Here is a 19,001-nt window from a genome sequence, read left to right as displayed (position 1 = left end):
GCTTCAAGCGCGCTATGGTGTGAGAGGCTGACTCAAATCACATTCGAATTAAGAAATTATAGTAGTGGGCATTGGCGCTACCTCAGCGTCTCATCCCATGTGCCCCGAATCGTGAATTATCACGCTTGACTGTTGTCACTGTGCCCTTAATTTCTGGACGCAGATGCATCTTGGTGCATTTACCCAGGTTTTGTGCCCTTAATTCTCGGATATCCACAGGCCACCAACCAGGGACCTCACATACATTCGGTGAAGGACCGAAGGGTCCCTGTACCGGATCACGTCTGCCTAACACACGACTTATCCCCAGAATGCACGGTCTTGGAATTTAAGGCACAGTCCGGCAATTAAGGACACAGTCCAGAAATTAAAGGCACAAATTGGAACTGATTTTACTCAATTTTTTGAAGCAAGCGTCCAGAAATTAAGGGCACCGTGACATCTGGCAAGGCAAAGACACTGTTCGTCAATCATTGGGCAGACAACACGCTGCACCCGCTGATCTTTCGCGCTGTCATTGCAGAACAATTTCCCCTGACGGCGAATTGCGACAAGGACTATTATCAGGAAAGAACCCTGCGTAAATTTGGCCACTGCGTGGAGGAAATCGGAGCCGACCCTGAATCTGCTTGTCGCGCGATCAAGCAAGCGCTGAGCCCGCTGGAGGCAACACTTGACGAAACACCATTTCTGGGCGGGGTAACGCCAGATTATTCGGACTATATCCTGTTCGGAACATTCCAGTGGGCTCGGGTTGTCAGCCTGACCGCATTCTGGCCGCCAGACAGCGCTCTGCACCGCTGGTTCGAAGACCTGCTGAACGCATTTGATGGAATGGGGCGGGCACAACCGCCGCGCAGCGCGCTTTAGGGCAGCAACTCTGATCGGTGGGTGCGAATGTAATCTGCCGTGCGAAACACCAACGCAGCCAGCGTGGCCGTCGGATTTATCGCGCCCGACGTGGGAAACAGGCTTGCGCCCGCGACAAACAGATTGTCGATCTCATGCGCTTGTCCGTACGAATTTGTGACCGATGCTGATGAATCATCACCCATGATGGTTCCGCCCATCATATGCATTGGATTTCGCGGGCCCGCCCACGCATCAGTAGTCCCCGCCGCCTTGAAGATGCGAAGACCCTCGGCCTTGGCCAATTCCAATCTGGCGGCATTTGCCTGTGGAAGGGAGTTTTGCACATGCGCCTGCGGCAACCCATATCGATCATTTTTTGACGCATCGAGCGTGATGCGGTTTTCCGGAATACTGTCTTCTTCGCACAGCACCGTCATGTTGCCATAGTGCAAACTGGCCTGACTCAGATATCCGTCCAGAGCCTCGCCATACAATTCGGGTTTGGCCAGAGCGGTCCCCAACAGATCGTTGGGTTTTGCGGCCTGCCCGACAAGCCACGCGCGGCTGCCAAAGGCACCGTTTTCCGGTTGCTTGTCCTCATAGCCATCAAGGCAAAGCGTGTTGGCACCTGACACGCCTAGTTGCGGCTCGGTTTCCTGAGTGAACAATCCGTGGATGGTTGTAAGCGCGTGAGACGTAAAATATCGCCCCAGGGTTTTGCTGCCATTGCCAAGCCCATCAGGATGCTTGTCACTGGCCGATAGCAACAGCAACCTTGTATTCCAGATTGTGTGACAGGCCGAGATGACAATGTCGGCAGGTTGCAGATGTTCGTGACCCTGTTCATCGAGATATACGACCGCGGTAGCTTTTGACCCCACAGGGTCAGTTTCAATTCGTGCAACATAGGCATTGTGGCGCAGCTCAACCCCCGCCCTTCTGGCCCGCGGCCATTGCAGAACCAGCGGGTTGGCCAATGCCCCGATCGGGCATCCGGCGTCGCACCAGCCGTCAAGCAGGCAACTCGTCCGGCCGTCATAGGGAACGGAGTTTACTGCCAACGTGTTTGTTGTGAGATTCAGCCCCTCTGCATCAAAACCGGGTTTGATGGCCTGAGACTGTTTGGATAGGGAAATGGCGGGCATGGGATACGGCTCGCCGGGCGGCGCATTTGGGTCATCATCGCCAGAAACGCCAAAATAGGACTGCGCGTGGTCGTACCATGGCCGCAGGTCATCATATCCAATGGGCCAATCCAGACTGCGCCCGTACAAGGATTTGACATGAAAATCGTCCGGATGCAGCCGATACCAGTTCGCATACCAATGCAGGCCCGCACCGCCGGTCCCCCAACCCATGGCAAAGTTCGCAGCTCCGACAAGATCACCTGTTTCCCGGACCTCCGGCCCCGCCCATCTGAGCCGTCGGGACCAGATTTGCGAGCTGATCATATCTGAAAGCTGTCGTTCCGGCCCGGCCTCCAGAACCAGCACGTTAAACCCAGCCTAACCCAGCTCGGCCGCCATCGTGCTGCCGGCAATGCCAGAGCCGATGACGACGACTTCGACCTTGTCGTGTGAGGTGTTTGTCATTGGTTCTCCGTGTTTCGGGTCTCTCCGCGGGCAGCAGAATTGCTACCAGGGTTTGGGGGGCGGAATATGCGCGAGATAGGGGATGTTCAGATCCGCAAACCCCTCCTGCGTGCCATAAACAACATCCACCGCGTCGCTGCGCGAAATGAAATAGAAGAAATTGGGGTCGGGGTCGGTCCAGACCTGCATTTTCGACGCAACTGCCGCCTTGACCATTTCCATCCGCTGATCAGCTGTTGCCTGTGCAAAGGGTAGGCCAAACCGGTGCTGGCATTCCGTTTCAATGCCCGAGATTCCACTCCGATAGAACCCCGCCATTTCGCTGGCATTGAGGTATCTGAGAAGCAGCAGCGATGCGGCCTGATCGCCTGCCAGATTCTGGTCGACAAACCTTGCGACCCCGGCCTTTTCTGCGCCGTAAACGATGGTCGCGCACCAGGCAGCCAGAGTCTCTGCCTCGGTTGTTGTGAATACCTTGTAGCTTTTGTTTTCGACGGTCTTTGCCTCCGCATTTCGGGAAAGGCTACGCACTACGATGCCTGTCCAGAACGTGGTCGGGATCACACGAGTCAAAAAGCGTCGTCTTCCCATCATTCGACCTGTCTCCGCCTTTAGCAAACAGATGACCCGATTGTCGCAGCCACGCGATCTTTGTCAAATTTGGAACAATCTCGGGTTCCGGTGTTGGATTGGACGTCCGATCCCGGCGGCAAAGACGCGTCTTAGAAAAACCCACCCACACAATGAACTATGGTTTCCAAGCGCTGCACTTATAGATTGGTACCGAGCCTTTACAGGCCCCCTCTGACAAGTCGATGCTTCCGTCATCGGATTGGGCTTTGGCCCACTGCTTTGCCTTCAATCCCTCTTCCAGGCCCGCTTACTTCCGAAACCCGAACTCGGTTACAAAGAAGCCAGGAGACATTCCGCTGAACAGGTCACGCAGTTTTTCAAGTTCAGCCGCAGGACCATGTAATTCGACCCCGGTGATCCTGACCAGGCTTTGCGTGCTTTCAAAGATGTGGCTGCCCAGTTCCATATGGCGGATTACCGCATCTACGCTGTCATAATCTTCACGGGACACCACCGTTCCGTCGGCACTGAAACTGTAGGCCGACGCCAAATGGCCAGATTCCTGACTGCGCAATTCAATCATGTCAGCACAGTTTTTTCGAAATGCATCTGCGTGAGCTTCGGGGACTGTCATATAACCGACGATGGTCACAATCTGGGGCACGGGCATAACCTTTTCTCCAATAACTCGATTTTACATATTTTCCCAGAATAGGTGCTTTCTACTCATCAGCAAAATGCCTGACGGTTGCCCCGACCAATACATCGGAAGACGGCGGGCTTTCGTTAACCTGTAACATTGCACGCCCGGAATGTTCCCTATATGTTCTAAGGCGGGACCCTCAGGAGGTATAACCAAAATGGCGAAAGTCGCATTGATACTCACAGATGATTTCGCGGACTGGGAATACGCAATGATCGGCGGAATCGGCGGCTCCTTTTATGGACTCGACGTCGCGTATTTTTCCCCAACTCCGGGGCAATTGAGTTCAATGGGGGGATTGACCGTCATTGTCTCCAAAGGACTGGAGGAACTGACCGAGTGGCAGCCGGATGTTGTGGCCGTCATTGGCGGAACGGTGTGGGACTCTGAAGCCGCTCCGGATATTTCAGATCTGCTTTCGGCTCAGTACGAAAACGGCGTTCCTGTCGGCGGAATTTGCGGTGGAACCCTGGCTCTGGCCCGATCGGGATTGCTGAATTCCGTACCCCATACTTCGAATGATGGGGAATTCTTGATCAAGAACGCTGTTGGGTATGGTGGAGCATCGAGTTACGTTCAAAGCGAAGCGGCCGTTTCCTCGCGCCGTGTCATTACCGCAGCCGGTACAGCGCCGGTCAGCTTTGCCGCCGCTGTCTTTGAAGCCGCTGGTGTTGCACAAGAAACGGTGTCTCAGTTCAAAGACATGATCACTGCCGAGCACAATTGAGGGCGGGTAATTGCATCGGTTGTTACGACAGTCGCCACAATGACACAATGAACTGGGCGTTCCTTGATGAGCCCTGCCGGAGCAATCTACTCAGATTAGATCCATGGCTTTAGGGTCAGGACCCATTGATTTCTGCGGGGTTGCGTGATTCACGGTTCGAAAAACGAGCGGTGAACATGTCTGATCTGTTTTGGCTGACCGACGCCCAGATGGCGCGTCTAGAGCCCTTCTTCCCAAAGTCTCACGGCAAACCCCGCGTAGATGACCGGCGGGTGTTGAGCGGGATAGTCTTTATTAATCGCAATGGTTTGCGCTGGCGCGATGCGCCGAAGGAATACGGCCCGCACAAGACGCTCTACAACCGCTGGAAACGTTGGAGCGACAAAGGCATCTTCGCCCGGATGATGGCCGGATTGGCCGCTGAGCACGGCGAAGATAAGACCGTGATGATAGATGCGACCTACCTGAAGGCGCATCGCACAGCGACCAGTTTGGGCGTAAAAAAGGGGGGCGTGGACGCCTGATCGGTCGGACCAAGGGCGGCATGAACACGAAGCTGCACGCTATCTGCGACAGCAAGGGGCGCCCACTCAACTTGATTGTGACGGCTGGGCAGGTCAGCGATTACATCGGCGCACGGGCGTTGTTGAGCAGCCTGCCAGATGTCGAATGGCTGCTTGGGGATCGCGGATATGACGCTGATTGGTTGCGGGAAGCGTTGAAAGACAAAGGGATACGCGCGTGCATCCCAGGCCGGAAGCAGCGGAAGAAAGCGGTGAAGTACGACAAGCGTCGCTACAAACGTCGCAATCGGATCGAGATCATGTTCGGAAGGCTGAAAGATTGGCGGCGAGTGACAACCCGATACGACAGGTGCCCAAAGGTCTTCCTCTCAGCCATCGCACTGGCGGCTACCGTCATCTATTGGCTATGAATCCTGACCCTAGGGAATTCTCGCGACTTAAAAACTTTCACGAAAATGGTTCAATTTGGGGAGACATCACAAAACAACCACTGAGTTCGAGAATGTGAGCCCCGCCATTATGGCAAATGGCACGATATGACCGGAATTTTTCCTCCCGATTGGTACTCTTGAACCGCCTTGGACGCTTTTTTGAGCTCTTGATCCAGGAGGAGACTAATATCCGCTGTTTAACAGGATGCCGAAAGATGAATGTTCAAAATACGCAATATGATTTGATGTTGGCGGGAAGCCGAATATCTGCGGCCACCTGCTACAAATGGCCGGTCGCATTGCCATCCTTTCGGCTGAAAGACCAGGGGGGAGGCCAAGTCAGAAGCGCGAGTTGGTTTCTCAGAACTATTCCTTTCCACATCTCATCGGCGGTTTGACAGCATTTTCAGTCTTCCAAGCCCTATCCAGAGGATGACCAAATGATACGTACTGCAATGTTGTTGACTTTCGCCCTCGGCCTTCCGGCAATTGTCGTAGCGCAGGAAGAAAAGAGTTCATCCGGTGGTAGTGGAAGCGCCGATCTTGCGAAGAAGCTCTCGAATCCTATCGCCGACCTCATTAGCGTGCCATTTCAATTCAATTACGACGATGGGTTCGGTGATGGCACAGGCAAAAAGAGTTTTGTCAATATCCAGCCTGTAATTCCGATTTCTATCAGCCCAAACTGGAATGTCATATCACGTACAATTATCCCGCTGGTCGATCAGGACGACATCAGGCCGGGTTCAGGCTCGCAAATCGGCATTGGCAATATCGTGCAGAGCTTCTTCTTTTCCCCCAAAAAGCCAACCGCGAATGGAATCGTCTGGGGGATAGGCCCGGTGATTCAGCTGCCGACCGCCTCTGACGATATAGCGCCGGACCAATGGGGTATTGGTCCGACTGGCGTCGTGCTAAAGCAGTCAGGGCCTTGGACTGTTGGAGGTCTTGCCAATCACATTTGGTCAGTTAGTGACGATTCGGAATACGGAAAGCAGTCGGCAACATTCCTTCAGCCGTTTCTGGCGTACACAACACCCAAGGCCACAACATTCACTCTCGATACCGAGAGCACCTATGATTGGGAAGCCGAGGAGTGGTCGGTTCCGATCAATTTTTCCGTTGCCCACATCGTGAAATTCGGCAAACAACCAGTCCAACTAGAGCTTGGAGCTCGATATTGGGCTGATGCGCCTGATAATGGGCCCGACGGGTGGGGTGCTCGGTTCCAAATCAATTTTTTGTTTCCAGAACGATAGAGGCGGATTGTGGGATAGGTATTGTGTTCTGTTGCAAACTTTTGACCATTGACGCTTTCGGAATTAGCGCGTGAATGACTGCCGGTCATATAAAGTCGAAAGCCAGTTCATGATTTCCTTTAAAGGCGCGCAATATCCGAAGGATGTAATCCTGTTCGCAGTGTTCTTTTACGTCCGCTACGGTGTCTCATATCGTGATCTTGAAGAAATCATGGCAGAGCGCGGGGTTTCAGTCGACCACACCACGCTGAACCGGTGGGTCACACGATATTGCGGCGCTATTGCTGATGCAGCGCGCAGACGCAAAGCGCCATGCGACCGCTCTTGGCGAATGGATGAAACTCTGAGTAATTGAGCGACAGCTCTCTTGGCCGGTGCATGATGGCATCGGAACAGCGAAAGGAGAGCAACATGGAACAGTGTTTTATCGGACTGGATGTCTCGAAAGCAGAGACGTCAATTTGTGTCTGCGACGAGAACGGCGACCCTGTATTTGCCGTTAAGAAAGTCACTGACCCGGATGTCATTTACCGGGCGTTGCGGGAATACGTTGGCACCATCCGCTGCGTCGTTCTCGAAACCGGCCGGATGGCGAACTGGCTTTACACTGAGCTGGCGGATCGGGGATTGCCAATGGTTTGCATAGACTCTCGACAAGCTCATGCAGTTCTCAGCCAGATGCACAACAAGACCGATGCCAATGATGCTGCCATGCTGGCTGAACTGGCGCGCACGGGTTTCTACCGGAAGGTAGAGGTGAAGAGCCGGCTCGCCCAGGAGCGGCGGGCGTTGCTGAAAGCTCGGGAAGTGGCGTTGAAATCTCGCGTTAATGTCGAAAACACAATCCGCGGTCTTTTGGCCAGTTTCGGGCTACGGTTGCCGAGGCATCTACACACATACGAGGAGCGGATCCAAGCGATCCTGAAAGACCGGCCGATCCTGTCCAGTATCATTCTGCCGTTGCTCAACCTGCGCACAACTGCCCTGCGGCAAGCGGCGGCCCTGAGTAAAGAAATGGCGCGCCATGCAAAAACCGATGAGGCCTGCCAACGATTGATGACGATCCCAGGCGTCGGGCCTGTAAGTGCCCTGACCTTTGTGGCGACGATCGACAATCCGAGCCGATTTATGAAATCCAGATCGGTCGGTGCCTATCTCGGGCTGACTTCCAGGCGTTACCAATCGGGGGACATCGACTATGGCGGCAGAATATCGAAACGCGGCGATCCGATGCTGCGCTCACCGCTCTACGAGGCGGCTAGCAGTTTGTTGAACCGGGTGAAACCGGGCAAAGGATCGGAATTGCAGAGATGGGCTCGAGCCCTCAAAGCCCGCACCAGTCACAAGAAGGCGGTCGTTGCCTTGGCTCGAAAACTTGCGGTCCTTATGCACGCCATCTGGACAAATGGATCAACCTTTCAAACCAAGGAGGCATAGTCAGAATACCAGCGGATCAACCGAACACGAGTTGCCGTATCGACCAACACGGCAGGCTGTCGACCGAGCCCGTTTGATGTACATGCGGCTGCCTAGAAAAGACCGCGCATGAGACCTTTGGGGGTTGATGCCTTGAACGCCGAGATGAAGCGCCAACAGGATGACTTCGTAAAGAACTTTGCAGGTGGTCGATACCGGTTTAATCTCATCGAGAGCTACCGCTCAATTAAAGAACTTACATTAAAGTGAAAGGCAGTTGGGTCTATCTCTACCGAGCCGTCGACAAACGCGGCAAGACCCTTGATGGATCTGTCGCAAACTTTTGGCTGTTGACGAGGTCAGATGCTGCGGGTGAATGACTTTCGGTAAAATCAGTCGAAAGTCAGTTCATGATTTCCTTCAAAGGCGCGCAATATCCGAAGGATGTGATCCTGTTCGCGGTGTTTTTCTATGTCCGATACGGTGTGTCTTACCGGGATTTGGAAGAAATCATGGCCGAGCGCGGTGTTTCAGTGGATCACACCACGCTAAACCGATGGGTAACACGGTATTCTGGTGCAATCGCTGAGGCAGCACGTCGCCGCAAAGAGCCATGTGACCGTTCGTGGAGAATGGACGAAACTTACATCAAAGTTAAAGGCGCGTGGGTCTACCTCTATCGAGCGGTCGATAGACACGGCAAGACCCTTGATTTCATGCTTTCACGGCGTCGCAACAAACCAGCAGCCACCAAGTTCTTCGCCAGGATGTTGGAGATCAATGGATTGCCGAGGAAGATTGTGATCGACAAAAGCGGGGCCAACACTGCTGGCATTAAGGCGATCAACAAGATGTTGAAAAGCTTTGGCTGCCCGATCCCAATTGAGATGGTAAGGCGGAAATACTTGAACAACATCGTGGAACAGGACCACCGTTTCATCAAGAGACGCACGCGGCCAATGCTGGGGTTCAAGGCCTTTGCTTCAGCGGCGGCAACGCTCGACGGAATAGAAGTGGCGCACATGATCCGCAAAGGTCAAATCACTCCCGGACTCTGCCCATTTCAGCAGTTCGCTGAGCTCGCCACCTGACGCACAAGCGGTTGCTGAAACAACTCAACGGGCTCAAATCTTTGCAACAAAACCCCCGTCAGGAAACGCTGATCGCCGGGCGTGGGTTGACAGATCGGACAATCCACAACCATGAACGCGAACTGGAAGCCATTGGATTGATCGAACGCAGGCTTGGGGCAAATGGAGCGCGGTGTAAGCGCAAGGGGCTTGGCCTGTTCCTGACCCCTGCCCTGAACCTCATTCCCGAGATGCTCGACGCGGACGTGCGAAGCAAGGCCGAAAAGAAAGAACATGATGAGCTGCGCGGTGATCGATCACGGCTTTATCGATATGTGAAGCACAGCCTGGCGGTTCTTGTCTCACTCCCCTGCCCTCCTGTCGGTGCTGACGATTTGTTGGCTAAATTTGAAACCTGGCCGCGTTCTGACAAGCTGAAATATATGACGTTGGATGGGCTCAGGGCACATGTTCAGGCAGCTCATGACCTTTGGAAAAGGATCGAAGGGCATGTCGCTAAACGTGGTGAAATTTCGGGTGAACCCGAAGCCTGTTTCGGGTCTCATATACAAGACCAAATTGAAGAAGAAATTCTGTCCTGTAACGCCGATGGCGATGAGACAATGTCCTCGGCTGAAGCCGAGGAACCAAATTGTTCGGGCTCCGGGCCTGACGGCCCTCCGCATTGCTTAGAAAGCAATCATCCGACGGATTCGGTATCACACAAGGCCCAAAAGCTACCGCGGGTGAACAACCATATCCTGTATGAACTGGCATCCCCCGAACTGCGCATGCATATCGATATCGCCGGAGGTGGAGATCAGAATTCCAATCCAAGCCTCTATGCAATCGAGACCGGCACTTGGTCCCGGCTGTCTGAGATCGGCACCAATATCTCCGCCTGGCATGCGGCGATTGATCGATTGACCGTGATGGGTGCAATCCTGGCCGGGTTGATCACAGACGCGAGACTGAGCGATCCACGGTTGCCGCCAGTGGTAAATCCGGGCGGATATCTGCGGGGCATGGTGAAAGCTGAAGAACGTGGTGAATTGAATCTGATTTCCAGTTTCATGGGACTGTTGGCGCGAGGGAGTGGAAAGAATGTGGGGATCAAGCCGCTCGGAGTAGACCTTCGCCAAGCCTTCCATCCAAAACTGCGGCCCTTACCGTTGCCACCCGATGCGCGCCTTGCGGGGACCAACGCATTCGGCGCTTCTTGCCCATCCGGGCGTTCGCGACATCATTGACCAGTCCTTCTGCTCGTGATGTCGAGATTGCCTTCTCGTTACGACGCCGACGACCATAATCGACGAGTGCAGCACGATTGTATTCCAGGTAGGTGCGCAGCTCCATTGCTCGTGCAACCGCTGAAAAGGCCGCTTCATTCGTTCGGCCAATTGTTTCGCGGCGCACGCGCATACCAAATCTGAGCAGGGTTTCAATCGCATCAAGTGCCCGATCCGCTTGCCCGTGCCATATGCGCCATCGAAGGCTTTGTGCCAATGGCTCAAGTCCTGGAACCTCGACCTCTTCCAGCAAAGAAAGCAGAGTTTGAAATGTTGTTTCCACATGCCTGATGCGGATCGAAACATGCCACCAGTCCAGGATGTGACTGACATTCGCACCTGTGGCGTCCCTCACCAATCGGGGCAATGCGGGGTCACCATCAGACAGTACCGTTACGGTGGTGCCATCACGCCATCCTGCCGCTTCCAGATTTCGTCGCAGATATTCGCGCGCATTGTTCGAACCAATCACGCTCAATCCAAATCGGCGTTTCTCGCATCCTTTGCTCTCGATGGAACCAACAATGACTTCAAAATTCCGGCGTTGATACTCCGGTCTTGATCGGACATATGCGCTATCCAGAAATACCGTAATCTCAGATGACTCAGTGCGTTGATTGGCTTTTGTGGCCAAAAGAAGTTCGCTGCCGGAAAGGTCATCAGCGATGGTCGCGACTCGGTTTCGGATCGTTACGTGGTTCTGTTTAGCACAAGGTGTTAGTTCATTCAGAAGCCTCGCAGCTTCCCGAAAGCTATGGCGCGCTCCCAGTTCTGCCTGCAGTCGTCGAAGCTCTGGCGTAGCATTGTCCGGCAAAAGGTGCGTCAGAGGAGAATGCGCTGCTTTCAACGTTGGAAATCCCGGGAGACCGCACATGCATATTCGAACCCGTGGCGCTTCGACGATGACCCGACCGAAAAGCGTGTCAATGCGGCGTCGGCGGCGGTCATGAACCGGTAGATAGGTGCCACAAAAACGGCAGACACGAGCGATTTCGCCGATCTCTTCAACCTGATCCTGCAGCAGCGCGCGCTGGATCTCATTAAGTACTGATTTCGCCTCGACCAGACACAGTCCAAGGTCTTCCTCGGACGCATCAACCGACCGGCGTTCCAGGGTGCAAATCTCGTGTGATCGCTTCTTGCCCCAACCAAACTCAGTCTCTAACCTGATCTTGAATTTCATCGCTATGCCTCCTGCAAAACAACAAGACATTAGATCAGAATCTTCAGGTATCCCCACATTCTTTCCACTCCCCAGTCCGGCAATTAATGATACAGTCCAGAAATTAAAGGCACAATCAAGCACTGATTTTACTCAACTTTCTTAAGCTAGCGTCCAGTAATTAAGGGCACAGTGACACTGCAACAGCAGTTTTGAACTTTGCTGGGCTAAAAAGGTGATTGGTTGACTAACTCATCACGTCACCACCGTTGACATGGATTGTGGCGCCAACTCGGCGGGCATTCGAGAAGTAAACAAGATCCTTAATCGGTTTGGCTGCCCAGCCAAAATCCAAACGGTCAGGTCCAAATATATGAATAACCTGATCGAGCAGGATCATCGATTTTTCAAGCGTCGCGTACGGCACATGTGTGGGTTCAAATCGTTCAGATCTGCCTCGGCTACTCTGGACGGCATCGAGGTCGCCAACATGATCCAGAAGCGGCAATTCCCCAGCAATACGACGTCTGGCTTTCAGCTATTCGCCGAGATCGCAGGATAGGTGTATCCAGTAAGTCGCTGACTTTGGCCGTTCCAATTTTTTGCGACTCATCCAGGGGGGATCGCGATTGCTTCTATTATCGCAAACACGTAAATTCTGTATATGGTTACAGTCGTAGTTCCACATGATCCCAATTGGAAAGAAGCCTTTTCCCAAGAAAAGACTGCAATATGCGCTGCACTTTGTGGCTCTTCTATAGAGCTTCACCACATTGGAAGCACCGCCATCCCCGGAATTCTGGCGAAGCCGATAATTGATCTTCTGGGCGTCGTTCGCGATCTTGGTGAGATCGACAAGCGGACTCCAGCGCTCGTGAACCTTGGATATGAAGCAATGGGCGCCTACGGCATTGAAAGTCGAAGATATTTTCGCAAGTTCAATGACGAAGGGCGACGAACCCATCACTTGCACATCTTCGAGTCAGGAGCGGCACACATTGAGCGGCACATCGCTTTCCGAGACTACCTGACCGCAAATTCGACAGTAGCCGCCGAGTACTCGGCGCTCAAAGAAAGTCTAACGAATGGCAACAATCCATCGTGGGATAGGTATCTAGACGGAAAAGATCCATTTGTTCGCGCAACGGAGCAAGATGCCATAATATGGTATAAACGAAATCAACAAAGTTGAGCTCCTCGTTCACTATCGTTGTTGACCGTCATGCACATAAAAAACCCCGCAAAGCGGGGCATCAGTGGGGCTCCTTCTAAAAAACGTTTGTTCACATGAGTTTCATGAAGTTCCCAATGCTCTGACAAGAACAAACGCACTTGTTCGAATGATTTTTCCTTGTCTTTTTGCTGAAGTCCGACCCGCCTTACTTCCCCATTGAGAAGCAGGCCGCGAGGCCGTTGAACCATTCCGAATACTCTACCCCGCGAACCAGCGACGATAATTATGCCCTTTGCTAAGTGCGTCCAAAGCCACTTGCTTTAGACAGATCGCATCCGCCCATCAAACGACAAAACGCACTTCCATAACGGTCTTCCTGAGGGATTGAGCGCGACCCAAGCTGATAAGTTGCGCCTCTGTTTCTTTCCTGCTCGACCAGCAGGTCTTGTGCGTCAATCTGGCCACCTGGCTAGACTTAGGCTTAACATACTTACGACCAGAAGCATTTAAAAACTCGATTAAGCTCCAATTGCCATCACGGCCCTTGGCTGGTTTTCGAAGTCCGGTAGTCCTTAACCAGTTCTTGCTGCCGTACAGGCCCTGTGACCTTCAGATCGTCTGGGAGGAGACAAACAGTGAAAGAGGCGGCACCGCCGAAAGCAGTGCCGCCAAGTGTTCGCCCACGGGGAGAATGTCAAGGACGAACTAGGTGAATGTTAATCAGTCAAATAAAAGGCTTTTACAGCTCTCATCTCCCTTTTGAGGCTACTTTGTCATACAGTGTTGGCTTCCAAACTGCGTCAGGTCGAAACTGGCACAGACTGCATCTAATCCAGAAGAATCACACAGACTCAGAGGCCCATCGCGCTATAAGCCGTAGCGACTCTATCAATCGCCAGGGAATACGCAGATGACCTAAGATCATATGAATGATGATTAGGATCGGCCCACAGTTTCGAAATCTCTGCGTATGTTGCAAACATCATTTCTTCAAGTCCAGACCGAACTAGATCGATTTCTCTGCGCGATCTGGGTAGGAGGTCCGTGTTAACCGGTGAGAATTGCTTGCCCGTCATAGCTTCGACTGACTTCACTAGCGCATCCTGAGCTTTTCGATCATATCGTCTTTCCATAAGTCCAAAGGGTATGTGGGTCAGATTCTTGACCCATTCGAAGTACGACACTACAACGCCGCCGGCGTTAGCAAATAAATCAGGAACGACGATTGTGCCTTTTTCACGAAGCATCATGTCAGCTCGAAAAGTTACTGGTCCATTAGCCGCCTCGACTATTATTGGAGCTCTAATTCTTGGCGCATTCTCGACGTCAATCACGCTTTCTGTTGCAGCCGGAATGAGGATGTCACATTCGTCCTCGAGAGCAGCTAACCCGTTGGGATTATACTCACCGCAAGAATAACCGGATACTCCACTGTTTTTCCGAATGTACTCAGCAATGTGCGGAATATTTATCCCATCAGGATTGCGAATTACGCCATCTTTTTCAATAACAGCGCAGATCACACAACCGTTTTCCGCCGAAAGGAAATCCGCTGCGTGATAACCAACGTTTCCTAAACCTTGGACAATCACTCTTTTGCCAACTAGTTTATCGTCCCTCAATCGGCTCTGCCTAATATCTCTTTCCGTGCTGAAGAGCGCTTGAATTGCAAACTGCACACCACGACCAGTGGCTTCAATTCTTCCCTCGATCCCATTGGCACCAAGCGGCTTGCCAGTCACACAAGCAAAACCATTAATGTCCTCGGGCTTTTGCCTTCGGTATTCATCTGCCATCCAGGCCATTGTCAGCTCGTTTGTACCCATGTCTGGAGCGGGCACGTTAATTCCGGAATTCATAAAGTTGTGCCGAGTCATCTCTTGAGTGAACCGTCGCGTGATTTTTTCGAGTTCTGGTTCACTCCATTCACCTGGCTCGATTTTTAGTCCGCCTTTGGACCCACCAAAGGGAAGACCGAGTAAGGCACATTTATAGGTCATCAATGCTGCTAATGCTTCCACCTCACTTTGATTAACCGTCGCCGCGTAGCGAATTCCTCCTTTTGCCGGAGTGAAGTGTGACGAGTGAACCGCCCGCCAACCTTCAAAAGTGTACATTCGGCCTCTTAACTTAACCCCAAATCGTGTGACAAAAGTTGCATTACAAACCTTGATCTTTTCAGCGAGCCCCACTGGAAGATTCATCTTACTGGAAACCGATTCAAAGGTGTCGTTTACGTCTGCGAGAAATCCTTGACTCATATGTTCGCTCTTTCGGGGTTTTATTGAAAACCCAATCGTTCAGTTTGGCACAACCAGCTCAATAGAATTCACTTGTGTGAATAAGTGGTCTCATAGACTCCACAAAATCGAGCGGTTTGGTTTTGTTTCGAAGTAAAGCCTGCTTCAGATGGTTCAGAGAGCAAGAACTTGGAAATTCGCACTCGATGGCCTTATGTTCTTGGGCCTGATTCAGCGAGGTCGCCCGCTACACGGAAACGAACACGTCGTGAATTTCCTGGCAGATAAGCGATTGGAATATCTTCAACTTCGACGGTTTTTATTGTCTCAGGGACAGCTCCGGCATCGCACGCTCTTGATATCGCCAACTCCTTGGCTTCGGAAAGGGCCGCGTCTCGCGACATACCGCCGAAGACTTGATCGACCTCGCCAGAAATCTGCGCCATTGCTGCTCCGATAGCATTTGCGACCCCGGCGTGTTCCACCCTGTGTACTTTCTTGATGCCAGACAAGGTGTCTGGAATTAAGAACGCACCACCACCGACGGCCACTAACTCCACATCGGCACCGGAAGTTTTCATTCTGTCAATGCTAACTTCTATCCTTTCTTCCATTTGCTTCAGCAATGCTGAGACCATAGATCCGTCAAGATTTTTAACGAGGGACTTGTCGCCGATGTTTACTCGGCCCATAGCTACTGCCAGATCTGTGGCCGTAAGAGTGCTGCCACCAAACACCAAAGCCTTTTCAGAAATACGAAATCCAACGCTCTTTGGACCAATCACCCCATTTTGAGGTTGCACGATACTACCACCGCCAATTCCTATCGGCAGCAAGTCGGGCATCCGGAAAAGCGTGCGAACGCCACCGACCTCAACAGTACTATTTGCCTCGCGAGGAAATCCATTAACAAGACATCCAATGTCTGTTGTCGTGCCTCCTACATCGGCCACCATCGCATTCGGCAACCCTGTCAGAAATGCAGCGCCTCGCATTGAGTTGGTCGGACCCGACGCGAATGAATACACAGGGTATTGTGCCGCAACTTCTGCGGTCACTACCGTGCCATCATTTTGAGTAAGATAAACTGGTGACTTTACGCCGGCTGCTTGCAGAGCTTTGCCAAAAGCATCAACTACTTTAGTTCCAAGGCCTTGCAACGCGGCATTGAGCATTGTGACGTTTTCACGTTCGAGTAATCCTATGCGGCCAAGAGTATGTGATAGCGTGATTTTGGCATCTGGCATAACAGAACAGATAATCTCCGCCGCTTCGTTCTCACACTCTGCTGTCAAAGGTGAAAACAGTGCCGTAATGGCGATCGATTTGATGCCGGAATCGAGTATTTTGCGTGCAGCATCTCGGATAGCGTCACGGTCTATTGGAACCAACGGACGACCGTCGTATTCATGGCCGCCTTCGATCATGAAAACCATTGGATCTACGGCACGGTAGATGTCGCTTGGCCAGTCTGAACCTGGTTGCAACGGCGAGGTCGCTGGAGAGGCAATTCTCAAAGCAGCAATTCGCTCAAGCTTTGTTCTCTCGACTACGGCATTAGTGAAATGCGTAGTTCCAATCATTACCGCGTCGATTTTGGCCGATTGCTGGCAATGTTGAGTTGCTTGAGAATTGATTACAGCTTGAATTGCGGACACCACTCCTGACATTACATCTGGAGTTGTTGGTATCTTTGCTGCCTTAACAACTTTGTCATTCTCGATTAGAACTGCATCGGTGTTTGTTCCGCCGACATCTATACCAATTCGCTTCATGATTCAAAAACCGATCTATAGTCGAAATTGTATCCAAACTGCCCTGGGCCGACGAATGCTAAGCCTCTCGGAGACTTAAGAATTTCTGGCGCAGGCAAAGCAATAACAGTAACCCGCTGACCATACCTCACAGTTTCAGTGCCAATTGCGGCACCACTATCTGTGTCCAAAAGACAAATGAGGTCCGGCGTCATCGCGATGGGGTCATCGTCTTGCATAGCAACTAGCCATTCGTTTTGAAATTCCAGTACAAGTTTGTGATCACGAAAGTCACCGAGGCCACTCAATGTTGCTTTTCCCCTCAAAAAGCCGCCTGTAGCATGTCGATCTACGTCGCTAACTTTTCCAACAAAAAGACTCTTGCCACCCTCTAACTTAAGCAAAGCGGCAATTGGATCCCTGTGGTCGCGACGAGCAGCAAACACTGCTTCCCCTATCGCAACAGCCTTAGAAACAGACCCCTGTATTGCATATTGTTTTACTTCCGCGCCACTGCGGGGCGCTTTGCAGGTGGCCGCAACGGAACCGAACTCCGTACAAACATTGCGAGACACTCTTTCCATCCATTTCCATGAAGCTGACTTAGTAATCATTGCTTCATTGTCCCGGCAATCTATGAGACAAAGTGGATGAACCTGAAGATCTGCAATCGCGAAACTAGTGTGTTGTTGCTCCGGATAGGCTCGACCCATTGAGTCAGCATCCACCACTGGCAAATCTAGAAATGCGCCAGCCAAAAATGGTGATAGGGAGTTACCGCCTCCAATCTCTACAGGCATCACCGCCGTGAATGGCCGCCCAGTATGTTCTTCCATTGCCCGGACCGCCCGCGCCAAGTGCCTTGGGTCGACAAGACGTTCCTGAACGACGAGCGGCGCCCCAATATTGGAGACAACGGCAACTCTATCGTCATCAGCCAAATCCTTTGGCTGCACGATTTTGCAAGTCTTGCCTTCCTCATAAAGCCGTTTGAGATTCAATTGACCAATGTAGGGGTTACCGCCCCCACCTGTTCCAAGAATCCACGCTCCGATTGCTAGCGCGTCAATGCTTGACGCTGGGAATTGCGTTGATAACATAACTACCTCCTTGTGCTAAGTTACGCTCGCAAGAAATTTGTGGGTATAGGGGTTTGCACCTAGTGGGGCTTGAGGTGTGGAGTCTGGACGTCTCCAAAACTAGCGGTAGGAAGTTGGCACAAAGACAAAATGTGCGACTGTGTGGCCAAACCTTGCATCTGTAAGTGTTTCGCCGGTTAGAAGGAGGGGTGTTTGGCTAGGCGGCACGCAAATTCGCGGATACTTTTTGTTACCATTGGACAGTCGCCAAGACCCGATCTATTGGAGCACTTAAAGTTTCAACTCCCTGATAATGTTTCCATCTCTGAAACAGGACTGCTCGATGGCCTTAGTGGGACTGAAATCAGTTCACTTATCCCCGAGCCTGATCATCGTGTTCTTTTGGCAACCCTATCAAATGGGTCTGAAATACAGCTTTCTCACAAGAAAATAGAACGTTTAGCCAGCGACAGATTCTCACTGATTTCGGCGCGTGAATTCGACCTTGTCGTGTTACTATCAACAGGTTATTTTCGCGACCTTGAAAGTAACTGTCCCACTGTAAACACGCAGAGAGCGATGGAAGCTGCAATCATTTCTTTGGCATCTTCAGGTGACAGAATTGGCTTGATCTACCCTTTAGAACGCCAAATTTACGAAAACGACAACTTAGCACTTTCGCTGTTTGATATTAGGTACAGCTACGCTGACCACGGTTGCGAGAAGGACCTTAAGAGGGCAAGTGCAGAATTATCTGACTGCGACTATCTAGTATTAAACTCAGTCGGTTATGGGGAACCTGATCGACAGCTGGTTTCTCTTTTAACCAACAAGCCCGTAATTTTACCGCTTCGAATTATTGCGAGTTCAGTCCACTTGATCCTAAATTCCTCAAAAAGCTACGACTCCCAAATAGTGCCGGAAGGAATCAAGAAGAGGATTGAAGCCCTCACAACTCGCGAGCGGCAGGTAATGTCTCTTGTATGCGAGGGACTGTCCAATAAAGCAATCGGAAGACAGCTAGATATTAGTTATAAGACCGTGGAAATTCACCGATCAAACGTGCTGAAAAAAATGGAAACTTCATCGTCAATTGACCTCATTCGAATGATGATTAGAAACGGGCTCGTCTAGCGTCACGGTGAATCTTTTGCCG

General features: G+C 51.9%; 16 protein-coding genes and 2 pseudogenes. 11 read left to right on the top strand and 7 right to left on the bottom strand.

The genetic code is table 11. The features are described 5' to 3' along the window. Nucleotides 1-435: 435 nt before the first annotated feature. A complete protein-coding gene (locus ACR0IY_RS20220; protein WP_480676565.1) occupies nucleotides 436-870 on the top strand; it encodes a glutathione S-transferase C-terminal domain-containing protein in 435 nt (144 codons plus the stop codon). Here the strand turns inward: ACR0IY_RS20220 and ACR0IY_RS20215 are convergent. The 3 genes from ACR0IY_RS20215 to ACR0IY_RS20205 form a co-directional block, all read right to left on the bottom strand. Continuing rightward, the gene (locus tag ACR0IY_RS20215; RefSeq protein WP_480676563.1) at nucleotides 867-2,345 is read right to left on the bottom strand and encodes a GMC oxidoreductase; all 1,479 of its coding nucleotides are present in this window, start codon (nucleotides 2,343-2,345) and stop codon (nucleotides 867-869) included. The genes ACR0IY_RS20220 and ACR0IY_RS20215 overlap by 4 nt on opposite strands. Before the next feature lie 141 nt (nucleotides 2,346-2,486). Beyond that, nucleotides 2,487-3,038, bottom strand: a complete 552-nt coding sequence (locus ACR0IY_RS20210) for a gluconate 2-dehydrogenase subunit 3 family protein (protein ID WP_480676561.1) — start codon at nucleotides 3,036-3,038, stop codon at nucleotides 2,487-2,489. Between the two features lie 286 nt (nucleotides 3,039-3,324). Continuing rightward, nucleotides 3,325-3,687: a putative quinol monooxygenase gene (locus ACR0IY_RS20205; protein WP_170432327.1), complete on the bottom strand. Its 363-nt coding sequence runs from the start codon at nucleotides 3,685-3,687 to the stop codon at nucleotides 3,325-3,327. A gap of 190 nt (nucleotides 3,688-3,877) precedes the next feature. On the opposite strand from ACR0IY_RS20205, the gene ACR0IY_RS20200 reads away from it, so the two are divergent. The 7 genes and pseudogenes from ACR0IY_RS20200 (at nucleotide 3,878) to ACR0IY_RS20170 (ending at nucleotide 9,168) form a co-directional block, all read left to right on the top strand. Then, nucleotides 3,878-4,447: a DJ-1/PfpI family protein gene (locus ACR0IY_RS20200; RefSeq protein WP_480676559.1), complete on the top strand. Its 570-nt coding sequence runs from the start codon at nucleotides 3,878-3,880 to the stop codon at nucleotides 4,445-4,447. Between the two features lie 176 nt (nucleotides 4,448-4,623). Next, nucleotides 4,624-5,381, top strand: a protein-coding gene (locus ACR0IY_RS20195) for an IS5 family transposase (RefSeq protein ID WP_480676557.1) whose coding sequence is annotated in 2 segments (ribosomal slippage) — nucleotides 4,624-4,945 and nucleotides 4,945-5,381 — 759 coding nt in all. Because the reading frame shifts where the segments join, the coding sequence is not laid out codon by codon here. Nucleotides 5,382-5,842: 461 nt separating this feature from the next. Continuing rightward, nucleotides 5,843-6,661, top strand: coding sequence for a transporter (locus tag ACR0IY_RS20190; RefSeq protein ID WP_480676555.1), 819 nt, complete (start codon nucleotides 5,843-5,845; stop codon nucleotides 6,659-6,661). A gap of 109 nt (nucleotides 6,662-6,770) precedes the next feature. Continuing rightward, a pseudogene (locus ACR0IY_RS20185) lies at nucleotides 6,771-7,004 on the top strand (IS6 family transposase); the annotation flags it as partial. Between the two features lie 8 nt (nucleotides 7,005-7,012). After that, on the top strand, nucleotides 7,013-8,098 hold the full coding sequence (locus ACR0IY_RS20180; protein ID WP_480676553.1) for an IS110 family RNA-guided transposase: 1,086 nt from the start codon (nucleotides 7,013-7,015) through the stop codon (nucleotides 8,096-8,098). 245 nt (nucleotides 8,099-8,343) lie between these two features. After that, the gene (locus tag ACR0IY_RS20175) at nucleotides 8,344-8,457 is read left to right on the top strand and encodes a hypothetical protein (protein WP_480676551.1); all 114 of its coding nucleotides are present in this window, start codon (nucleotides 8,344-8,346) and stop codon (nucleotides 8,455-8,457) included. A 30-nt stretch (nucleotides 8,458-8,487) separates the two neighbouring features. Next, complete coding sequence (locus tag ACR0IY_RS20170) at nucleotides 8,488-9,168, top strand: IS6 family transposase (RefSeq protein ID WP_480676549.1); 681 nt, start codon at nucleotides 8,488-8,490, stop codon at nucleotides 9,166-9,168. Nucleotides 9,169-10,260: 1,092 nt separating this feature from the next. Here ACR0IY_RS20170 and ACR0IY_RS20165 read toward each other — a convergent pair. Next, nucleotides 10,261-11,619, bottom strand: coding sequence for an ISKra4 family transposase (locus tag ACR0IY_RS20165; RefSeq protein WP_480676547.1), 1,359 nt, complete (start codon nucleotides 11,617-11,619; stop codon nucleotides 10,261-10,263). Nucleotides 11,620-11,881: 262 nt separating this feature from the next. On the opposite strand from ACR0IY_RS20165, the pseudogene ACR0IY_RS20160 reads away from it, so the two are divergent. Together ACR0IY_RS20160 and ACR0IY_RS20155 are read left to right on the top strand one after the other, a co-directional pair. Continuing rightward, nucleotides 11,882-12,160 (top strand): annotated as a pseudogene (locus ACR0IY_RS20160) (DDE-type integrase/transposase/recombinase); the annotation flags it as partial. Nucleotides 12,161-12,262: 102 nt separating this feature from the next. Beyond that, nucleotides 12,263-12,790 carry a GrpB family protein gene (locus ACR0IY_RS20155; protein WP_480676545.1) on the top strand — a complete coding sequence of 176 codons (528 nt, stop codon included), beginning with the start codon at nucleotides 12,263-12,265 and terminating at the stop codon, nucleotides 12,788-12,790. 833 nt (nucleotides 12,791-13,623) lie between these two features. Here the strand turns inward: ACR0IY_RS20155 and ACR0IY_RS20150 are convergent. The 3 genes from ACR0IY_RS20150 to ACR0IY_RS20140 all read right to left on the bottom strand — a co-directional run bounded on the left by ACR0IY_RS20150 (nucleotide 13,624) and on the right by ACR0IY_RS20140 (nucleotide 17,866). Next, nucleotides 13,624-15,033 (bottom strand): Glu/Leu/Phe/Val family dehydrogenase, encoded by a 1,410-nt coding sequence (locus ACR0IY_RS20150; RefSeq protein ID WP_480676543.1) that lies wholly within the window; start codon nucleotides 15,031-15,033, stop codon nucleotides 13,624-13,626. A gap of 191 nt (nucleotides 15,034-15,224) precedes the next feature. Beyond that, nucleotides 15,225-16,787 (bottom strand): hydantoinase/oxoprolinase N-terminal domain-containing protein, encoded by a 1,563-nt coding sequence (locus ACR0IY_RS20145; protein ID WP_480676541.1) that lies wholly within the window; start codon nucleotides 16,785-16,787, stop codon nucleotides 15,225-15,227. Further along, nucleotides 16,784-17,866, bottom strand: coding sequence for a DUF917 domain-containing protein (locus ACR0IY_RS20140; protein ID WP_480676539.1), 1,083 nt, complete (start codon nucleotides 17,864-17,866; stop codon nucleotides 16,784-16,786). Before ACR0IY_RS20140 ends, ACR0IY_RS20145 begins: the two co-directional genes overlap by 4 nt. Nucleotides 17,867-18,058: 192 nt before the next feature. On the opposite strand from ACR0IY_RS20140, the gene ACR0IY_RS20135 reads away from it, so the two are divergent. Further along, nucleotides 18,059-18,979, top strand: a complete 921-nt coding sequence (locus ACR0IY_RS20135) for an AroM family protein (RefSeq protein ID WP_480676537.1) — start codon at nucleotides 18,059-18,061, stop codon at nucleotides 18,977-18,979. The last annotated feature ends 22 nt before the right edge of the window (nucleotides 18,980-19,001 follow it).

It is taken from the genome of Ruegeria sp. BC1, assembly GCF_056539305.1.
Note: the sequence above shows the minus strand (reverse complement) of the source record. Positions and strands in the feature narration are given on the sequence as shown.